This window comes from Hydrogenophaga sp. (genome assembly GCF_026125785.1).
In the GTDB taxonomy this organism is placed as follows: domain Bacteria; phylum Pseudomonadota; class Gammaproteobacteria; order Burkholderiales; family Burkholderiaceae_C; genus Hydrogenophaga.
Genome location: NZ_JAHCKL010000003.1, coordinates 208910 through 223357 on the forward strand (window position 1 = coordinate 208910; position 14448 = coordinate 223357).

Annotated in this window: 14 protein-coding genes and 1 tRNA gene; 4 read left to right on the forward strand and 11 right to left on the reverse strand. The window is 68.8% G+C overall.

Annotated elements, in window-relative coordinates; genetic code table 11:
- Positions 1-129 precede the first annotated feature (129 nt).
- The 9 genes from KIT53_RS04970 to KIT53_RS05010 form a co-directional block, all read right to left on the reverse strand.
- On the reverse strand, positions 130-1566 hold the full coding sequence (locus KIT53_RS04970; protein WP_297748556.1) for a sigma 54-interacting transcriptional regulator: 1437 nt from the start codon (positions 1564-1566) through the stop codon (positions 130-132).
- Complete coding sequence (locus tag KIT53_RS04975) at positions 1563-2306, reverse strand: hypothetical protein (protein ID WP_297748559.1); 744 nt, start codon at positions 2304-2306, stop codon at positions 1563-1565. The genes KIT53_RS04970 and KIT53_RS04975 overlap by 4 nt, the downstream gene beginning before the upstream one ends.
- The gene (locus tag KIT53_RS04980; RefSeq protein ID WP_297748562.1) at positions 2300-3712 is read right to left on the reverse strand and encodes an ATP-binding protein; all 1413 of its coding nucleotides are present in this window, start codon (positions 3710-3712) and stop codon (positions 2300-2302) included. The genes KIT53_RS04975 and KIT53_RS04980 overlap by 7 nt, the downstream gene beginning before the upstream one ends.
- Entirely contained in the window at positions 3709-5052 is a 1344-nt protein-coding gene (miaB, locus tag KIT53_RS04985) for a tRNA (N6-isopentenyl adenosine(37)-C2)-methylthiotransferase MiaB (RefSeq protein ID WP_297748566.1), read from the reverse strand. The genes KIT53_RS04980 and miaB overlap by 4 nt, the downstream gene beginning before the upstream one ends.
- A gap of 69 nt (positions 5053-5121) precedes the next feature.
- A complete protein-coding gene (locus tag KIT53_RS04990) occupies positions 5122-5565 on the reverse strand; it encodes a hypothetical protein (protein ID WP_297748570.1) in 444 nt (147 codons plus the stop codon).
- Positions 5566-5653: 88 nt separating this feature from the next.
- Positions 5654-6973: an aspartate aminotransferase family protein gene (locus tag KIT53_RS04995; protein WP_297748573.1), complete on the reverse strand. Its 1320-nt coding sequence runs from the start codon at positions 6971-6973 to the stop codon at positions 5654-5656.
- Positions 6974-6988: 15 nt separating this feature from the next.
- Positions 6989-7549, reverse strand: coding sequence for a YaeQ family protein (locus tag KIT53_RS05000; RefSeq protein WP_297748576.1), 561 nt, complete (start codon positions 7547-7549; stop codon positions 6989-6991).
- A 57-nt stretch (positions 7550-7606) separates the two neighbouring features.
- Positions 7607-7683, reverse strand: a tRNA-Met gene (locus KIT53_RS05005).
- A gap of 69 nt (positions 7684-7752) precedes the next feature.
- Positions 7753-8538 carry an enoyl-CoA hydratase gene (locus KIT53_RS05010; protein WP_297748579.1) on the reverse strand — a complete coding sequence of 262 codons (786 nt, stop codon included), beginning with the start codon at positions 8536-8538 and terminating at the stop codon, positions 7753-7755.
- A 141-nt stretch (positions 8539-8679) separates the two neighbouring features.
- Between KIT53_RS05010 and KIT53_RS05015 the strand changes: the two genes are divergently transcribed.
- The 4 genes from KIT53_RS05015 to KIT53_RS05030 all read left to right on the forward strand — a co-directional run bounded on the left by KIT53_RS05015 (position 8680) and on the right by KIT53_RS05030 (position 11894).
- A complete protein-coding gene (locus KIT53_RS05015; protein ID WP_297748583.1) occupies positions 8680-9474 on the forward strand; it encodes an enoyl-CoA hydratase-related protein in 795 nt (264 codons plus the stop codon).
- Positions 9474-9914: a hydroxyphenylacetyl-CoA thioesterase PaaI gene (paaI, locus tag KIT53_RS05020; RefSeq protein ID WP_297748586.1), complete on the forward strand. Its 441-nt coding sequence runs from the start codon at positions 9474-9476 to the stop codon at positions 9912-9914. Before KIT53_RS05015 ends, paaI begins: the two co-directional genes overlap by 1 nt.
- Positions 9911-11206 carry a phenylacetate--CoA ligase PaaK gene (gene paaK, locus KIT53_RS05025; RefSeq protein WP_297748591.1) on the forward strand — a complete coding sequence of 432 codons (1296 nt, stop codon included), beginning with the start codon at positions 9911-9913 and terminating at the stop codon, positions 11204-11206. The genes paaI and paaK overlap by 4 nt, the downstream gene beginning before the upstream one ends.
- A gap of 157 nt (positions 11207-11363) precedes the next feature.
- Complete coding sequence (locus tag KIT53_RS05030) at positions 11364-11894, forward strand: hypothetical protein (RefSeq protein WP_297748596.1); 531 nt, start codon at positions 11364-11366, stop codon at positions 11892-11894.
- Between the two features lie 9 nt (positions 11895-11903).
- Here KIT53_RS05030 and KIT53_RS05035 read toward each other — a convergent pair whose 3' ends face one another.
- The gene (locus tag KIT53_RS05035; protein ID WP_297748600.1) at positions 11904-13712 is read right to left on the reverse strand and encodes a peptidase M61; all 1809 of its coding nucleotides are present in this window, start codon (positions 13710-13712) and stop codon (positions 11904-11906) included.
- On the reverse strand, positions 13712-14428 hold the full coding sequence (locus KIT53_RS05040) for a DsbC family protein (protein WP_297748602.1): 717 nt from the start codon (positions 14426-14428) through the stop codon (positions 13712-13714). The genes KIT53_RS05035 and KIT53_RS05040 overlap by 1 nt, the downstream gene beginning before the upstream one ends.
- Between the last annotated feature and the right edge of the window lie 20 nt (positions 14429-14448).

Consider the following 14448-nt stretch of genomic DNA (forward strand, 5'->3'; position numbering starts at 1 on the left):
TTGAAAATCCATGTCCAGTCGCGGCCATCGCCGCCACAGAGGCCTCTCAGCCCTGTTTTTTGTCGCCGATCAGCGACAGCTCACTTGGCGTCTGGAGAAAACTCCAGGAAAAACAAGGCCTTGTGCGTGTCACTCATCGGCGACAGGGTCCACGCCGACCCCATTCCCACCGGCCGGGGCGTCGCTCTTGAACAGGCCGGGCGTGAGCGCATGCTTCTGCAGCAGCCGGTAGAACTCGGTGCGGTTGCGCTGCGCCAGCCGGGCCGCATCCGCCACGTTGCCGTCGGTCATCTTCAGCAGGCCGACCAGGTACTCGCGTTCGAAGCGCTGCTTGGCGTCCGCAAAGCTCAGCACCTCCACCGAAGAAGGCACGCGCAGCGCGCGTTGCACCAGCGCCAGCGAGACCAGCGGCGTGGTGGACAGGGCACACACCTGCTCGACCACGTTGTAGAGCTGGCGCACGTTGCCTGGCCAGGGCGCCATGGTCAGTGCCTTGAGCGCCTCGGGCGCGAAACCCGAACTGCGCTTGCCGTACTTGGCCGCCAGCCGCGCCAGGAAGTGGTTGGCGAGCAGAGCGATGTCCTCGCGGCGCTCCGCCAGGGTGGGCAGGGTGAGCGTCACCACGTTGAGGCGGTAGTACAGGTCCTCGCGGAACTGACCTTCGGCCATCGCGGCTTCCAGGTCGCGGTGGGTGGCGGAGATGATGCGCACGTCCACCGGCAACGACAGGCTCGACCCCAGTGGGCGCACCGCGCGTTCCTGCAGCACGCGCAGCAGCTTCACCTGCAGCGCGGGCGGCATGTCGCCGATCTCGTCGAGCAGCAGCGTGCCACCGTCGGCGGTCTGGAACAGGCCCTTGTGGTTGCTCACCGCGTCGGTGAACGCGCCCTTGACGTGCCCGAACAGCTCGGACTCCAGCAGCGCCTCGGGAATGGCGCCGCAGTTCACCGCCACGAAAGGCTTGTTGGCCCGCGCGCTGGCCTTGTGGATGGCGCGCGCCAGCATCTCCTTGCCGGTACCCGAGTCGCCGCGCAGCAGCACGCTGGCATCGGACTGCGCCACCATGCGCGCTTCGGCCAGCAGATCCGCCATGCGGTTGGAGCGGCTCACGATCTCGCTGCGCCAGGCCTCGTCGATATGAGGGCTGTCGCCGGCCGGCGCGCTCAGGGCCAGTGCCTGCGCGATCTTCTCCAGCAGTTCCTTGGCGTCGTAGGGCTTGGTGAGGTAGGTGAACACGCCGCGCGCGGTGGCCTCCACCGCATCCGGAATGGTGCCGTGCGCGGTGAGCAAAATCACCGGCAGCGAAGGGTGCCGCGCCCGGATCTCGTCGAACAGGGCCAGGCCGTCGCGCCCGGGCAGGCGCACGTCCGAGAGCACGAGCTGCGGCCGCTGGATGTCCAACTGCGCCAGCGCCGCTTCGGCGGAGCCGACCGAGGTGACCTGGTAGCCGGCGGAGCCCAGGCGCATGGCCAGCAGGCGCAGCATGTCGGCGTCGTCGTCGACCACCAGCAGCCGCGCGCGCGGCGCACCGGCGACGGGCGAGGTGGACGAGACGGCGGCGTTCATGGCGCCGGCCGGCCGGCGCCCGGCGCGGATGCGGGGGGAACCGGCGCCGCGCTGGGCCGTGAGTTGATGCTGCGCTCGATGGCGCGCATGGCTTCCAGGCGGTCGTTGAGCTGGTCGATGCGGCGCTGGCTGTCGCGCAACTGCTGCGTCTGGCGGTCCACCACCTCTTCCAGCCGGCGTTGCTCCAGCAGCCGCGCGGCCAGCAGGCGGGCCAGGGGCTTGAAGGGCACGCTCTCAGGGCCGGTGTGGTTGACCACGCGCTGCACCAGGCCCAGGGCCTTGGCGGTGTCCACCGCCTGGTGCGTGTGGATCAGGGCCAGCGCCAACTGCATCTGGCGCAGCGGCGCGTTGCCCGGGTCGCCCTGCAGCACGATCTCGGCCGTGAGCTCCGCGGGGCTGAGCACGCGCAGGCGCTCGGCATAGGTCAGCAGCGCGGTCACCAGGTCCGGAACCGCCGGTGCCTCCGCATCCAGCACCATGGGCGACGGCGCCTGCGTGCTCTGCACCGGCATCACCAGCAAGGGCGGTGCCGCGGTATCGGCGGCCTGCGCCGTCACGATGTTGGTGGGCGGGCCCGCGGGTTCGGGCACGCTGGGCGCGGCCGGAACCGAGCCGCACGCGGCCAGGCCGATGGCCAGCGCGGCCAGCAGGCCGGCGCCGGCGGCGCGAGGTGCCGCCAGGGGCGTTGGTGCGGTGGCGGGGCCGCAGGGCGCGCTCGCCACGAAGGGGTTGTTCAACATGGAAGTTCGATCCGGAAGTGGGCGCCCTGGCGCTGCGCCAGCAGCTCGATGCGTCCCCCGTGGGCCACAATGTACTCGTGCACGATGGACAGGCCGATGCCGGTGCCGCGCGCGGCACCCTCGGGCTGGCGCTCGCCGCGGTAGAAGGGCTCGAAAATGCGGTCGCGGTCCGCCTCCGCCACGCCGGGGCCCTGGTCGATGATGTCCAGGCAGGCGCGCCCGGGCAGTTCCAGCAGCACCAGGCGGATCAGTCCGCCTCGCGGTGAATAGCGGATCGCGTTGGAGAGCAGGTTGCCCACGGCCGAGGCGATCTTCTCCCGGTCCAGCGGCAGCGTCACCGCCACCCCCTCGGCCCGCACCTGCAGGCCCTGGGCCTGCCACTGCAGGCGCTGGGTGTCGATCTGGTCTTCCACCAGCGCCATCAGGTCGGTGCGCTCGCGCCTGAGCTGGCGCGCCTCGAAGGCGGCGGCGTTGAAGCGCAGCAGCGCCTCGATCTGGTGCTGCAGCAGCTGCGTGTTGTGCCGCAGGATGTGCACCACCTCGGCCTGGCTGGGCGTCAGGGCGCCGGCCACGCCATCGCCCAGCACCGCCACGCCTTCGTGCATCGACGCCAGCGGTGTCTTGAGCTCGTGCGACACGTGCCGCAGGAAGCGGGCCTTGTCGGCGTCGAGCTCGGTCAGGCGCAGGCGAAGCCAATCCAGTTGCTGGCTCACGCGCCGCACGTCGGATGGGCCGGGAATGTCGATCGGCAGGTCCAGCCGGTTTTCGCCCAGGCCCTGGATGGCCTTTTCCAGCCGCTTGAACGGCCGCGCCAGCCAGATGCCGAAGGCCAGCGCCAGGATCGCGGCCACGCCGATCGAACCCACGACCTGCTGCGCGAGCTCCTGCCGGCTGGTCTCGAAGCGGGCCTGCAACGCGTCGTTGCGGCTGGCGATGATGGACTGCACCTTCTGCGCGATCGAGGCACTGTGGCCGTCGATCTCGCGGAACACGCGGGCCACCTCGCGCTCGCGGTCCAGCGCTGTCTCGGACGGGCCATCGAGCAGATCGGTGATGACGTCCAGACGCTCGCGCCAGTTGGTTGCGTACTCGGGTGGCAACTCGTTGTCTTCCAGACGCCGCAAAATGTCGCGCGCGTTGCCGGCCGCTTCATTGAACCGCTGGCGCAGCTGGTTGTCGCGCAGCACCAGCGACTGGCGCGCCGCGCGCTCCATGGTCAGGCTGCGCTCGGAGAGCGACTGCGCCGCGGTGGACAGCGCGATCGCCTGCGCCGCGCTCTCGCGGCTCTGCGCCATCAGCGTCTCCAGCGAGAACAGCGCGCGCAGCGCGGCCGCGCCCAGCAGGGCGCCGATCAGCAGGAACGCGACCAGCAGCAACTGCTGGAAGGAAAAGCGCGAAGGCTTCACGCGGACTCGCGCACCAGCACCTCGGCACGCAGCGAATGCGGCAGGGCTTCGGTGATGCGCACGTCGATCATCTCGCCGACCAGCCGCGCGGCCTGCGGGCCACCGTCGAAGTTGACGATGCGGTTGCACTCGGTGCGGCCCATGAGCTCGGCCGCGTTGCGCCGCGACGGGCCCTCGACCAGGATGCGCTGCACCGTGCCTGCACGGCTGGCGCTGATGCGGCGCACGTTGTCCTCGATGGTGGCCTGCAGGTGCTGCAGGCGCTTGAGCTTGACCTCGTGCGGCGTGTCGTCGGGCAGGTTGGCCGCTGGCGTGCCTGGGCGCGGGCTGAAGATGAAACTGAAGCTGGCGTCGAAGCCGATGTCGGTGATCAGCTTCATCATCTTCTGGAAGTCGTCCTCGGTCTCACCGGGGAAACCGACGATGAAGTCGCTGCTCATGGCCATGTCCGGCCGGATGGCACGCAGCTTGCGGACGGTGCTCTTGTACTCCATGGCGGTGTAGCCGCGCTTCATCGCCATCAGGATGCGGTCGCTGCCGTGCTGCACCGGCAGGTGCAGGTGGTTCACCAGCTTCGGCACCCGGCCATAGGCCTCGATCAGGCGCGGCGTGAATTCATTGGGGTGGCTGGTGGTGTAGCGGATGCGCTCGATGCCGGGAATGTCCGCCACGTACTCAAGCAGCAGCGCGAAATCGGCGATCTCGGCGGTGCCTCCCATCGCGCCGCGGTAGGCGTTGACGTTCTGCCCAAGCAGGGTCACTTCCTTCACGCCCTGGTCGGCCAGCCCGGCCACTTCCACCAGCACGTCGTCGAAGGGGCGGCTGACCTCTTCACCTCGCGTGTAGGGCACCACGCAGTAGCTGCAGTACTTGGAGCAGCCCTCCATGATGCTGACGAAGGCGCTCGCGCCTTCGACGCGGGCCGGCGGCAGGTGGTCGAACTTCTCGATTTCAGGGAAGCTGATGTCCACCTGGGGCTGGTCCTGGCGCGTGCGCTGGTTCAACAGCTCGGGCAGGCGGTGCAGGGTCTGCGGGCCGAACACCACGTCCACATACGGCGCGCGCTTGATGATCTCGGCCCCTTCCTGGCTGGCCACGCAGCCCCCCACGCCGATCAGCACCCCCTTCTTCTTGAGGTGCTTGACGCGGCCCAGGTCGGAAAACACCTTCTCCTGGGCCTTCTCGCGCACCGAGCAGGTGTTGAAGAGGATCAGGTCGGCCTCCTCCACGTCCTGCGTGGGTTCGTAGCCCTGGGCGGCGCCCAGCACGTCGGCCATCTTGTCCGAGTCGTACTCGTTCATCTGGCAGCCAAAAGTTTTGATGAAGACTTTGCGGGTCATGGTGAGGTCCATCAGGGAAACAGGGGTTCGCCCGCGTGCGACGCGCGGGCGCGTGCAGGCAGGGGTGCCTCAGTTGGCGCGGGTGCCGCTGGTCGCGGCTTCGGTCTGCTGCGACTCGAAGGTGAAGTTGCGTTGCGTGCCGAAGCCCGCGCGCTTTTCCTTGGCCTCGGCGTCGGTCAGCAGCCACACCTGGTGCACCTGGCCGCGCTGGTCCAGCGTGTAGTTCACCGTCCGCTCCTGGTTGATCAGGGTGGAGGGCATCACCAGCTTGTTGCTGGCATCCAGGATGCGCGCGCCCGGCGCCAGGCGGGTGGCGCGGTCGTCCATGGTGACCAGGGGCGGCTGCGTCACCACCATCGCGCCGCGCAGGGCCTTGGCGGGAAAGCTGCGCTGCACCGCCTGGGCCTGGGCCTGGCCCGTGGCCAGCAGGCCCAGGCAGCCGGCCAGGGCCAGCGATGCCGCGATGCGGCGGCGCGTGGGGAGGGGGGAAGTCGTGGAGAGGCAGCGGTTCATGGTATGTGTCCAGAGGCTGTGGTGGCGTGAGCGTGGCACGCGAGCGCGGGATTGTCTCACGCGGGGCGACGGGCGGCCCGCTGGCGGGTCAACCGGCCAGCAGCGCGCCGTGGCGCCGCGCGAAGTCCTCGAACGCGGCGACGTAGCGCCCGGTGTCGGCTTCGGTGATGGGCAGCGAGAGCACGGTGAAGCCGCGCCGGGCCACGTAGAGGCCCGCTTCCAGCATGTGGAAGAAGAACAGGTCGCGCACGCGCGCATCGGTGCCCGCAAGGTCGCCCACGTTCCGGATATCGCTGGCCGTGGCATGCAGGTTCATCAGCGAGCCCAGGCCGGTGAACTGCAGTGCGACGCCCTGCGCGCGGCAGACCGCGTTGAGGCGTTCGCGCAGGCTGTCGCCCAGCGCATTGAGCGTCAGCGCGGCTTCAGGGGTGTAGATGTCGCGCAGCCCCGCGATGCCGGCCGCCATCGTGAGCACGTTGTTGTTGAAAGTGCCGGCATGCGCGAGCGCGCCAGGGCGGCGCGGGTCGAACAGCGCCATGATGTCGGCGCGGCCACCAAAGGCGCCGAAGGACATGCCTCCGCCGATGTACTTGCCCAGCGTGGTGAGGTCCGGCGCGATGCCCAGCTGGCCCTGGCGCCCGTGTGGTCCCAGGCGCGAGGTCATGACCTCGTCGAACACCAGCAGCGCGCCCGCCTCGGCCGTGGCCTGCCGCAGCGCCGCCAGGAACGCGGGCTCGGCCGGGATGCAGCCCCCCGAGCCCTGCATGGGCTCCACCAGCACAGCCGCCAGATCGGCGGCGTTCTCGCGGATCAGCGCCAGCGCGCCTTCGGTGTCGTTGTAGCGGCCGATGAGGAAATCGTGTGGCACGTTGACCGGTGAGTGACCGGCGCCGAACGTGAGCACGCCGCCGTGGTAGGCGCCCCGGAAGACCAGGATGCGGCGTCGCTTCGTGAAGGCTGTGGCCACAGCCAGCGCCATCAGGTTGGCCTCGGTACCGGAGTTGGTGAAGCGCACCTGAGCAATGGACGGGAAGCGCTCGCAGACCAGGCGGGCCAACTCGCTCTCCAGCAGGTTGTGGCCGGTGAGGTTGATGCCGTTTTCCAGCGCGGCCAGCACCGCCGCACGGATCACCGGGTGCGAGTGGCCATACAGGCCGGCGGTGAACTCGGCGAGAAAGTCGGTGTATTCATGGTCGTCTGCGTCCCAGAGCCGGCAGCCCTCGCCGCGGCGGATCGCCAGCGGGAAGGGTTCGTAGAACAGCACACTGCGCGTGTTGCCCCCGGGCATGACCTGCTGCGCGCGTTCGTACTGGGCGCGGCTGGCCGGGTGGCGCTGCGCATAGCGGGCCGTGGCCTGGGCGAGGGCGTCGGACAGCGCGGCGTCGCGCGTGGGGGCGGAAGTGGGCATGGGAGTCTCCTCGGGCTATTTCCAGCGCACCGGCTCGGCGTGCACGCTGCCGCGTTCGCTGCTCAGGGTGATCGCACCCTCCTGGACCGTGGCCTGCAACTGCATGCTGCGCTCCGCGAGTTCGGCCAGCGCCGGGGCCACCTCGGTGGGCAGGCGCCAGACCTGCAGGCGGTCGAGCCGGGTGAGCTTGTTTTCGATGCCGCGCCACCAGACGTCGGCCGCGCTGCCGAAGGCCAGCACCACCACCGCATCGGCCTTGCTGCAGGCCTTGGCCAGCGGCTTTTCCTCGGGTTGGCCGACCTCGATCCACAGCCGTTTGCGGCCGGTGAAATCGGTCAGGGAGACATCGGGGTCGTCGGGGTCGGACAGGCCGGCACCAAAGGCCAGCGTGCCGTCGCCGTGGCAGGTGTCCTGCAGTTCATGGGCGTGCAGCGCCAGCGCCACCAGCCGCACCATCATGCGCTCGTCGGTCTCGCTCGGGTGGCGGGCCAGGGTGAGCGCATGGTCGGCGTAGTAGCCGTGGTCGATGTCGGCGAGTTGCAGGTTCGCCTTGAAGATGGTCGATTTCAAGGCCATTCGGAATGCCCAATGAAAGAAGCGGGCCCCGTTGCCGGAGCCCGCTTCTGAAAGTGCTGGTGGCGATAGGTGGACTTGAACCACCGACATCAGCATTATGAATGCTGCGCTCTAACCAACTGAGCTATATCGCCAGCGAAGCGCGCATTATAGCGAGCTTTTTGGGGCGCTTCACGGGCTCCGCTTCGCGGGGGATGTCCTGCTCAGCGGTGCTTGAAGACCGCCGCGCGCTTGTTCACGAAAGCATCCATGCCTTCCTTCTGGTCCTCGGTGGCGAACAGCGCGTGGAACATGCGGCGTTCGAACATCACGCCATCGGACAGGCTGCCCTCGAAGGCGCGGTTGACCGATTCCTTAGCCGCCATCACGCTGGGCAGCGAGAAACCGCTGATGACCAGCGCCGCGCCCAGGGCCTCGTCCATCAGCTTGTCCAGCGGCACCACGCGGCTGACCAGACCGGCGCGCTCGGCCTCGGCCGCGTCCATCATGCGGCTGGTCAACACCATGTCCATGGCCTTGGACTTGCCGATGGCGCGCGGCAGGCGCTGCGTGCCACCCGCGCCGGGGATGATGCCCAGCTTGATCTCGGGCTGGCCGAACTTCGCGTTGTCGGCGGCGATGATGAAGTCGCACATCATGGCCAGCTCGCAGCCGCCGCCCAGGGCGAAGCCGCTGACGGCCGCGATCACCGGCTTGCGGATGGAGCGGATGGTCTCCCAGTTGCGTGTGATGTAGTCGCCGTTGTAGACATCGGCGAAGGTGTAGCCGGCCATGGCGCCGATGTCGGCCCCGGCGGCAAAGGCCTTCTCACTGCCGGTGACGATCATGCAGCCAATGCCCTCGTCGGCGTCGAACGCCTTGAGCGCGGCGCCGAGCTCGTCCATGAGCGGGTTGTTCAGTGCGTTGAGCTGCTTGGGCCGGTTCAGTGTGACGATGCCCACGCGACCCTCGGTGCGCACGGTGATGAACTCAGGGGAGGCGGCTGTCATGGATGGTTTCTCCTGTAGGTCGAAGGGGCTGCGAGCCACGCACTATAGCGGCCGGAACTCCGGGAAAACATTAACCGACCGATTGGTTGGCGAATGGTACATTGCATCGCAACGAGAACGATCACAGGAGACCAGCCGATCATGACCGCCGCCACCGTCGTGTACGAAGAGCGTGGGCCCGTGGCCCTGCTTACCCTCAACCGCCCCGAAACCCTCAACAGCTTCACCCGCCAGATGCACCGCGACCTCTGGGCCGCGCTGGACCGCGCCGAGGCCAACGAAGCGGTGCGCGCGCTGGTCATCACCGGCGCGGGACGCGGCTTCTGCGCGGGTGCCGACCTGGCCGAATTCGACTTCGAGCCCGGCCCGGGCCTGGTCGAGCGCGCCGACCCGGGGCCTGTGATCGACCAGGCTTTCAACCCCACGGTACGCCGCCTGCAGGGCCTGCGCATGCCCACCGTGGCCGCGGTCAACGGCGTGGCGGCGGGCGCCGGCGCGTCGCTGGCCATGACCTGCGACATTGCCATCGCCGCGCCGGGCGCGAGCTTCATCCAGGCCTTCAGCAAGATCGGCCTGATCCCGGATGCCGGTGGGAGTTGGTTCCTGGTCGAGCGCCTGGGCCTGGCCCGCGCCATGGCCCTGGCCATGACGGGCGACAAGCTGCCTGCCGCGCAGGCGCGCGACTGGGGCATGGTCTGGGACGTGGCCGAGGACTGCGTCGGCGCCTCCCTGGCCCTGGCCGAACGCCTGGCAGCCATGCCCACCAAGGCCCTGGTGGCCACCCGTGCGCTGCTGCGCGACGCCAGCACCCGCACGCTCAACCAGCAGCTCGACGCCGAGCGCGACACCCAGTCGGCACTGGGCCGCACGCACGACTACATCGAAGGCGTGATGGCCTTTCGCGAGAAGCGCCCAGCCCGCTTCAAGGGGGCCTGATGAGCCCGCAGGAGAAGGCCCGCAGGGTGGGCGAAACCATGTTCGCGGTCGACACCGCGAGCAAGGACACCATGGGCATGGAGTTGCTGGCCTGCGAGCCGGGGCGCGCCGTGCTGCGCATGGAGGTGCGGCCCTTGCACCTCAACGGCCACCAGATCTGCCATGGCGGCTTCATCTTCACGCTGGCGGACTCGACCTTCGCCTTCGCCTGCAACAGCCACAACCGCGTCACCGTGGCGGCAGGCTGCAGCATCGAGTTCCTGCGGCCCGCGCACGCGGGCGACGTGCTGACGTGCGAGGGCCTTGAGCAGACCTTGAGCGGGCGCCACGGAATCTACGACATGAAGGTCAGCAACCAGCGTGGCGAGGTGGTGGCGATGTTCCGCGGCAAGAGCGCCACCATCGCCGGTACCGTGTTTCCCGAGGAGGGCAGGCCATGACGAAGTTTCCCCTGGAGCCGATCGAGAAGGCCAGCGTCGATGAGTTGCGCGCGCTGCAGCTCAAGCGCCTGCAGGCCACCTTGCGCCACGCCTACCAGCACTCCGCCGTGTACCGCGCCAAGTTCGATGCGGCGGGCGTGCACCCGGACGATTGCCGCAGCCTGTCGGACCTGGCCAGGTTTCCCTTCACCACCAAGAAGGACCTGCGCGAGAGCTACCCGTTCGGCATGTTCGCCGTGCCGCGTGAACAGTGCGCGCGCATCCACGCCAGCAGCGGCACCACCGGCAAACCCACGGTGGTCGGCTACACCCTGCGCGACATCGACACCTGGGCCACGGTGGTGGCGCGAAGCATCCGCGCCAGCGGCGCGCGCCCTGGCGACCTGGTGCACGTGAGCTATGGCTATGGCCTGTTCACAGGCGGACTTGGCGCGCACTACGGCGCCGAGAAACTGGGCCTGACGGTGGTGCCCTTCGGTGGAGGGCAGACCGAGCGCCAGGTGCAACTGATCCAGGACTTCCGGCCGGACATCATCATGGTCACGCCCAGCTACATGCTGGCCATCGCGGATGAGTTCGAGCGCCAGGGGCTGGATCCGCGCGAGAGCAGCCTGCGCGTGGGCATCTTCGGGGCCGAGCCCTGGACCAACGACATGCGCGCCGCCATCGAGGCGCGCATGGGCTTGGACGCGGTGGACATCTACGGCCTGTCCGAGGTGATGGGGCCGGGTGTGGCCAACGAGTGCGTCGAAACCAAGGACGGGCCGACCATCTGGGAAGACCACTTCTTTCCCGAGATCATCGACCCCGAGACCGGCGAACCGGTGCCCGACGGCCAGATCGGCGAACTGGTCTTCACCAGCCTGACCAAGGAAGCGCTGCCCATCATCCGCTACCGCACGCGCGACCTCACGCGGCTGCTCCCGGGCACCGCGCGCACCATGCGCCGCATGGAAAAGATCACCGGCCGCAGCGACGACATGATGATCGTGCGCGGCGTCAATGTGTTTCCGACCCAGATCGAGGAACTCATCCTTCGGCGCCCGGAACTCAGCGCGCACTACCAGTGCGTGCTCTCGCGCCAGGGGCCGATGGACGATCTCACGGTGGTGGTGGAGACCCGTGCCGGCCTGGGTCCCGAAACCGATGCGGCGCGCGAGGCGGCCCGGCTTCTGCAGCACGAGATCAAGGTCTATGTGGGCAGCTCCGTGGTGGTCGAACTGCGTGCCGAAGGCGGCGTGGAGCGCAGCCAGGGCAAGGCCAGGCGGGTCGTGGATCTGCGCCCGCGCTGAGGTACCGTGGTTCTGCGGGGGCGTGCGAAAAGTCCGTGTTCGCGCCTTGCAAGCGCCCTGCGGTCGGTCTGGGGCGACCGGCTGCACCCCGTACCCGGTCTAACCCGGTTGGCACGGGCTGGGGCTGGGCCTACATTTCGGCAAACTCTGTATGGCCATGGAACCCACAACCCTGTTCGCCAAGACCGACAAGGGGCGCGAAGCGCTGACCAGTCGGCCCGCCGGTCTCGCTCCCCGTCTGCGCATGCTGCTCATCATGGTGGATGGCAAGCGCACCGTTGCCGACCTGGATCCACTCGTCGCAGGCGAGGGCAGTGCCGCGCCGCTGCTGGAGCAGTTGCAGGCATCGGGCTGGGTGGAAGCCGTCGACCCCAGTGGCCGGCCGCTATCGGCCTTGCCACCGGCCCCACCGGAGGCGGGCGAGCCGGCCTCCGCGCCGCCGCCTGTGGATCCTCCTCGCACGCCAGCCTTGCCCTTTGGCGAGGCACGGCGGCTGGTGGTGCGTTTCATCAACGACCAGCTCGGGCCCATGGGCGAACAGCTCGCCTTGCGCGTGGAGTCCTGCAAGTCGCCGGTCGACCTGCAGGCCCTGCTGCCGCGCGTTCGAGATGGGCTGGCGAACTTCAAAGGCGGCGCCACGGCGCAGCGCTTTGACCAGGAGGTGTTCCCGCGCCTGCCGCGCTTCTGAACGCGGCGCTCAGCCCGTCAGCCAGGCGGCGAGCTTCGTGGCATCACCCACGCCCAGACGCACGGTGTGCGAAGCGGTGGGCCAGTCCAGTGCACAGCGCAGCAGCCGCCGGTCGCGTGAGACCAGGGCCGTGAGGCGGTTGCTGCGACCGCGCAGCGCATCGACATCGTCCAGGCGCTGGATGCGCCAGGCCTCCACAGCCGCGCCCCGCCGGGGCGGTGGCAGTTCGATGCCGATCCATTCGTCGCCAGGCGCCATGCCCGCCGCCTCGGCGGCACCGGAGCGCAGCACGCTCTTGAGCACCACGTTGCCACCGGACTCGGCCACGCGCAGGCCCAGTTGCTGGGCCACGGGCGCTTTCTCCAGCGTGGCCTTGGCACCCATGTCTTCCAGCAGGGAGGGCAGCGGCAACTCGTCCGTGCTGTGCACCCAGGCGGCGATCTCTCGCTCGTAGCTTCTTCCACCGACCTGCTTGAGCACGCGCATCAGGTCGGCTTCGCGCATCGGACCGCCCGCGCAGCGCCGCCAGAGTTCGCGCATCACAGTGTCCAGCGAACCGCGGCCTTCGCGGCGCAGCGTGAGGTCCAGGCACAGGGCCACCAGAGCGCCCTTGGTGTAGTAACTCACCGTGGCGTTGGGCGTGTTCTCGTTCACGCGGTAGTACTTCACCCAGGCGTCGAAACTGGCCTGCGCCACCGTCTGCACCAGCCGGCCGGGGGTCTGGCGCACCTGGTTGAGCGTCTTGGCGACCAGTTGCAGGTAGGTCGCATCGTCGATCAGGCCGGCGCGGCGCAGCATCAGGTCGTCGTAGTAGCTGGTGAAGCCCTCGAAGAACCACAGCAGCTCGGTGTGGTTCTCGGCGTCGTAGTCGTAACGCGCGAACTCCGCCGGCCGCAGGCGCTTGACGTTCCAGGTGTGGAAGTACTCATGGCTGATCAGCCCGAGCAGCGTGGTGGTGCCGTCGGTGGCCTTCAGTGGTGCGGCCTTTTCGCCCGGCGCTCGCAGGCGCGGCAGGTCGGCGCGCTGACAGATCAGCGCGGTGGAGTTGCGGTGCTCCAGGCCGCCATAGCCTTCGCCTGTGGCCCAGAGCATGAACACGTAGCGCTCGAAGGGGGGCTTCTCGCCGGTCTGTCCGTGCCAGAAGCGGATCTGCGCTTCACAGATGCGCCGGGTGTCGGCCAGCAGGCGCTCGCCGTCGACCCAGTCGCCCGCACCGCTGACCACGAAGCGGTGCGGCACACCGCCGGCGGTGAACTCGCCGCTCCAGAAGCGGCCCATCTCCACCGGGCAGTCGGCCAGTTCGTCGTAGTTCGCCGCCTCGTAGCGGCCGAAGCCGTCGGCGTCCACGCGCCGGGGCGCGAGGCCGGTGGCCACCTGCCAGCCCTGGGTGGCCTCGTGCGGCGTGATGTCCAGGCCGTGTGGCAGGTCTTCCTGGCCGACCACGCGCAGGCACAGGCTGGTGGCGTTGAAGAAGCCGCGCGTGGCGTCGAGGAAAGCGGTGCGCACCGAGGCGTCGAAGGCATAGACCTCGCAGCGGACTTCCAGTGGCTTGCCGGCTTCGCAGCGCGCCTGCCAGCGGTGCTTGTCGATCTGGCGCAAGTCGATGCCGCGCCCACCCTGGCGGGCCGAGAGGTTCTGCAGGTGCTGCGAAAACTCGCGCACCAGGTAGCTGCCCGGAATCCAGACGGGCAGGCTCAGGCGCTGGTCCTTGGCTGGCCGTTGCACGCGCAGCGTCACCTGGAACAGGTGCGCATGCGCGTCGAGGACGGAGACGCTGTAGTGCACCGCCGCAGTGGCGGCCGAACTGCGCCTTGCCATCACGGCTTGGCGTCGTTGAGCATCTTCTCGATGCGGTCGGCGCCGATCGCGCCCGGCACGCGCGTGCCGTCGGCGAACACGATGGTGGGCGTGCCGGTGATGCGGGCTTTCTTGCCGTACTCGAAGTTGCGTGCCACGGCGGCGTCGTCGCAGGTGGCCTCGGGCGGCGTCACGTCGCGCACCATCCAGTCCACAAAGGTCTTGCCCTTGTCCTTGGCGCACCAGATATGGCGCGACTTCTCCGCCGAATCGGCGCTCAGGATGGGGTAGAGGAACACGTGCACCGTCACGTCCTTGACCTTGAGCAGGTCGCGCTCGAAGCGCTTGCAGTAGCCGCAATTGGGGTCCTCGAACACCGCCAGCTTGCGCTTGCCATTGCCGCGCACGATGGTGAACGAGTCCTTGAACGGCAGGTCCTTGAACGCGATGGCGGTCAGCTTCTGCTGGCGCTGCTCGGTCAGGTCCACGCGCGCCTGGGTGTCGATGAGCGAACCCTGGATCAGGTAGTTGCCCTCGGCGTCGGTGTAGAACAGGTCGCTGTGGTTGACGCGCACCTCGAAGATGCCCGGCAGCGGCGTCTTGCTCACCTCATCGATGGGCGGCAGGTTGGGCAGGCGTTCGGCCAGGTTCTTGCGGATGGTCGCTTCCTGCGCGAAGGCGCCCAGGGACAGCAGAGCGGCCAGGGCAGCGATCAGGAGGGGTTTGAGGCGTTTCATCGGTGAGGGTGGTTCGTTCG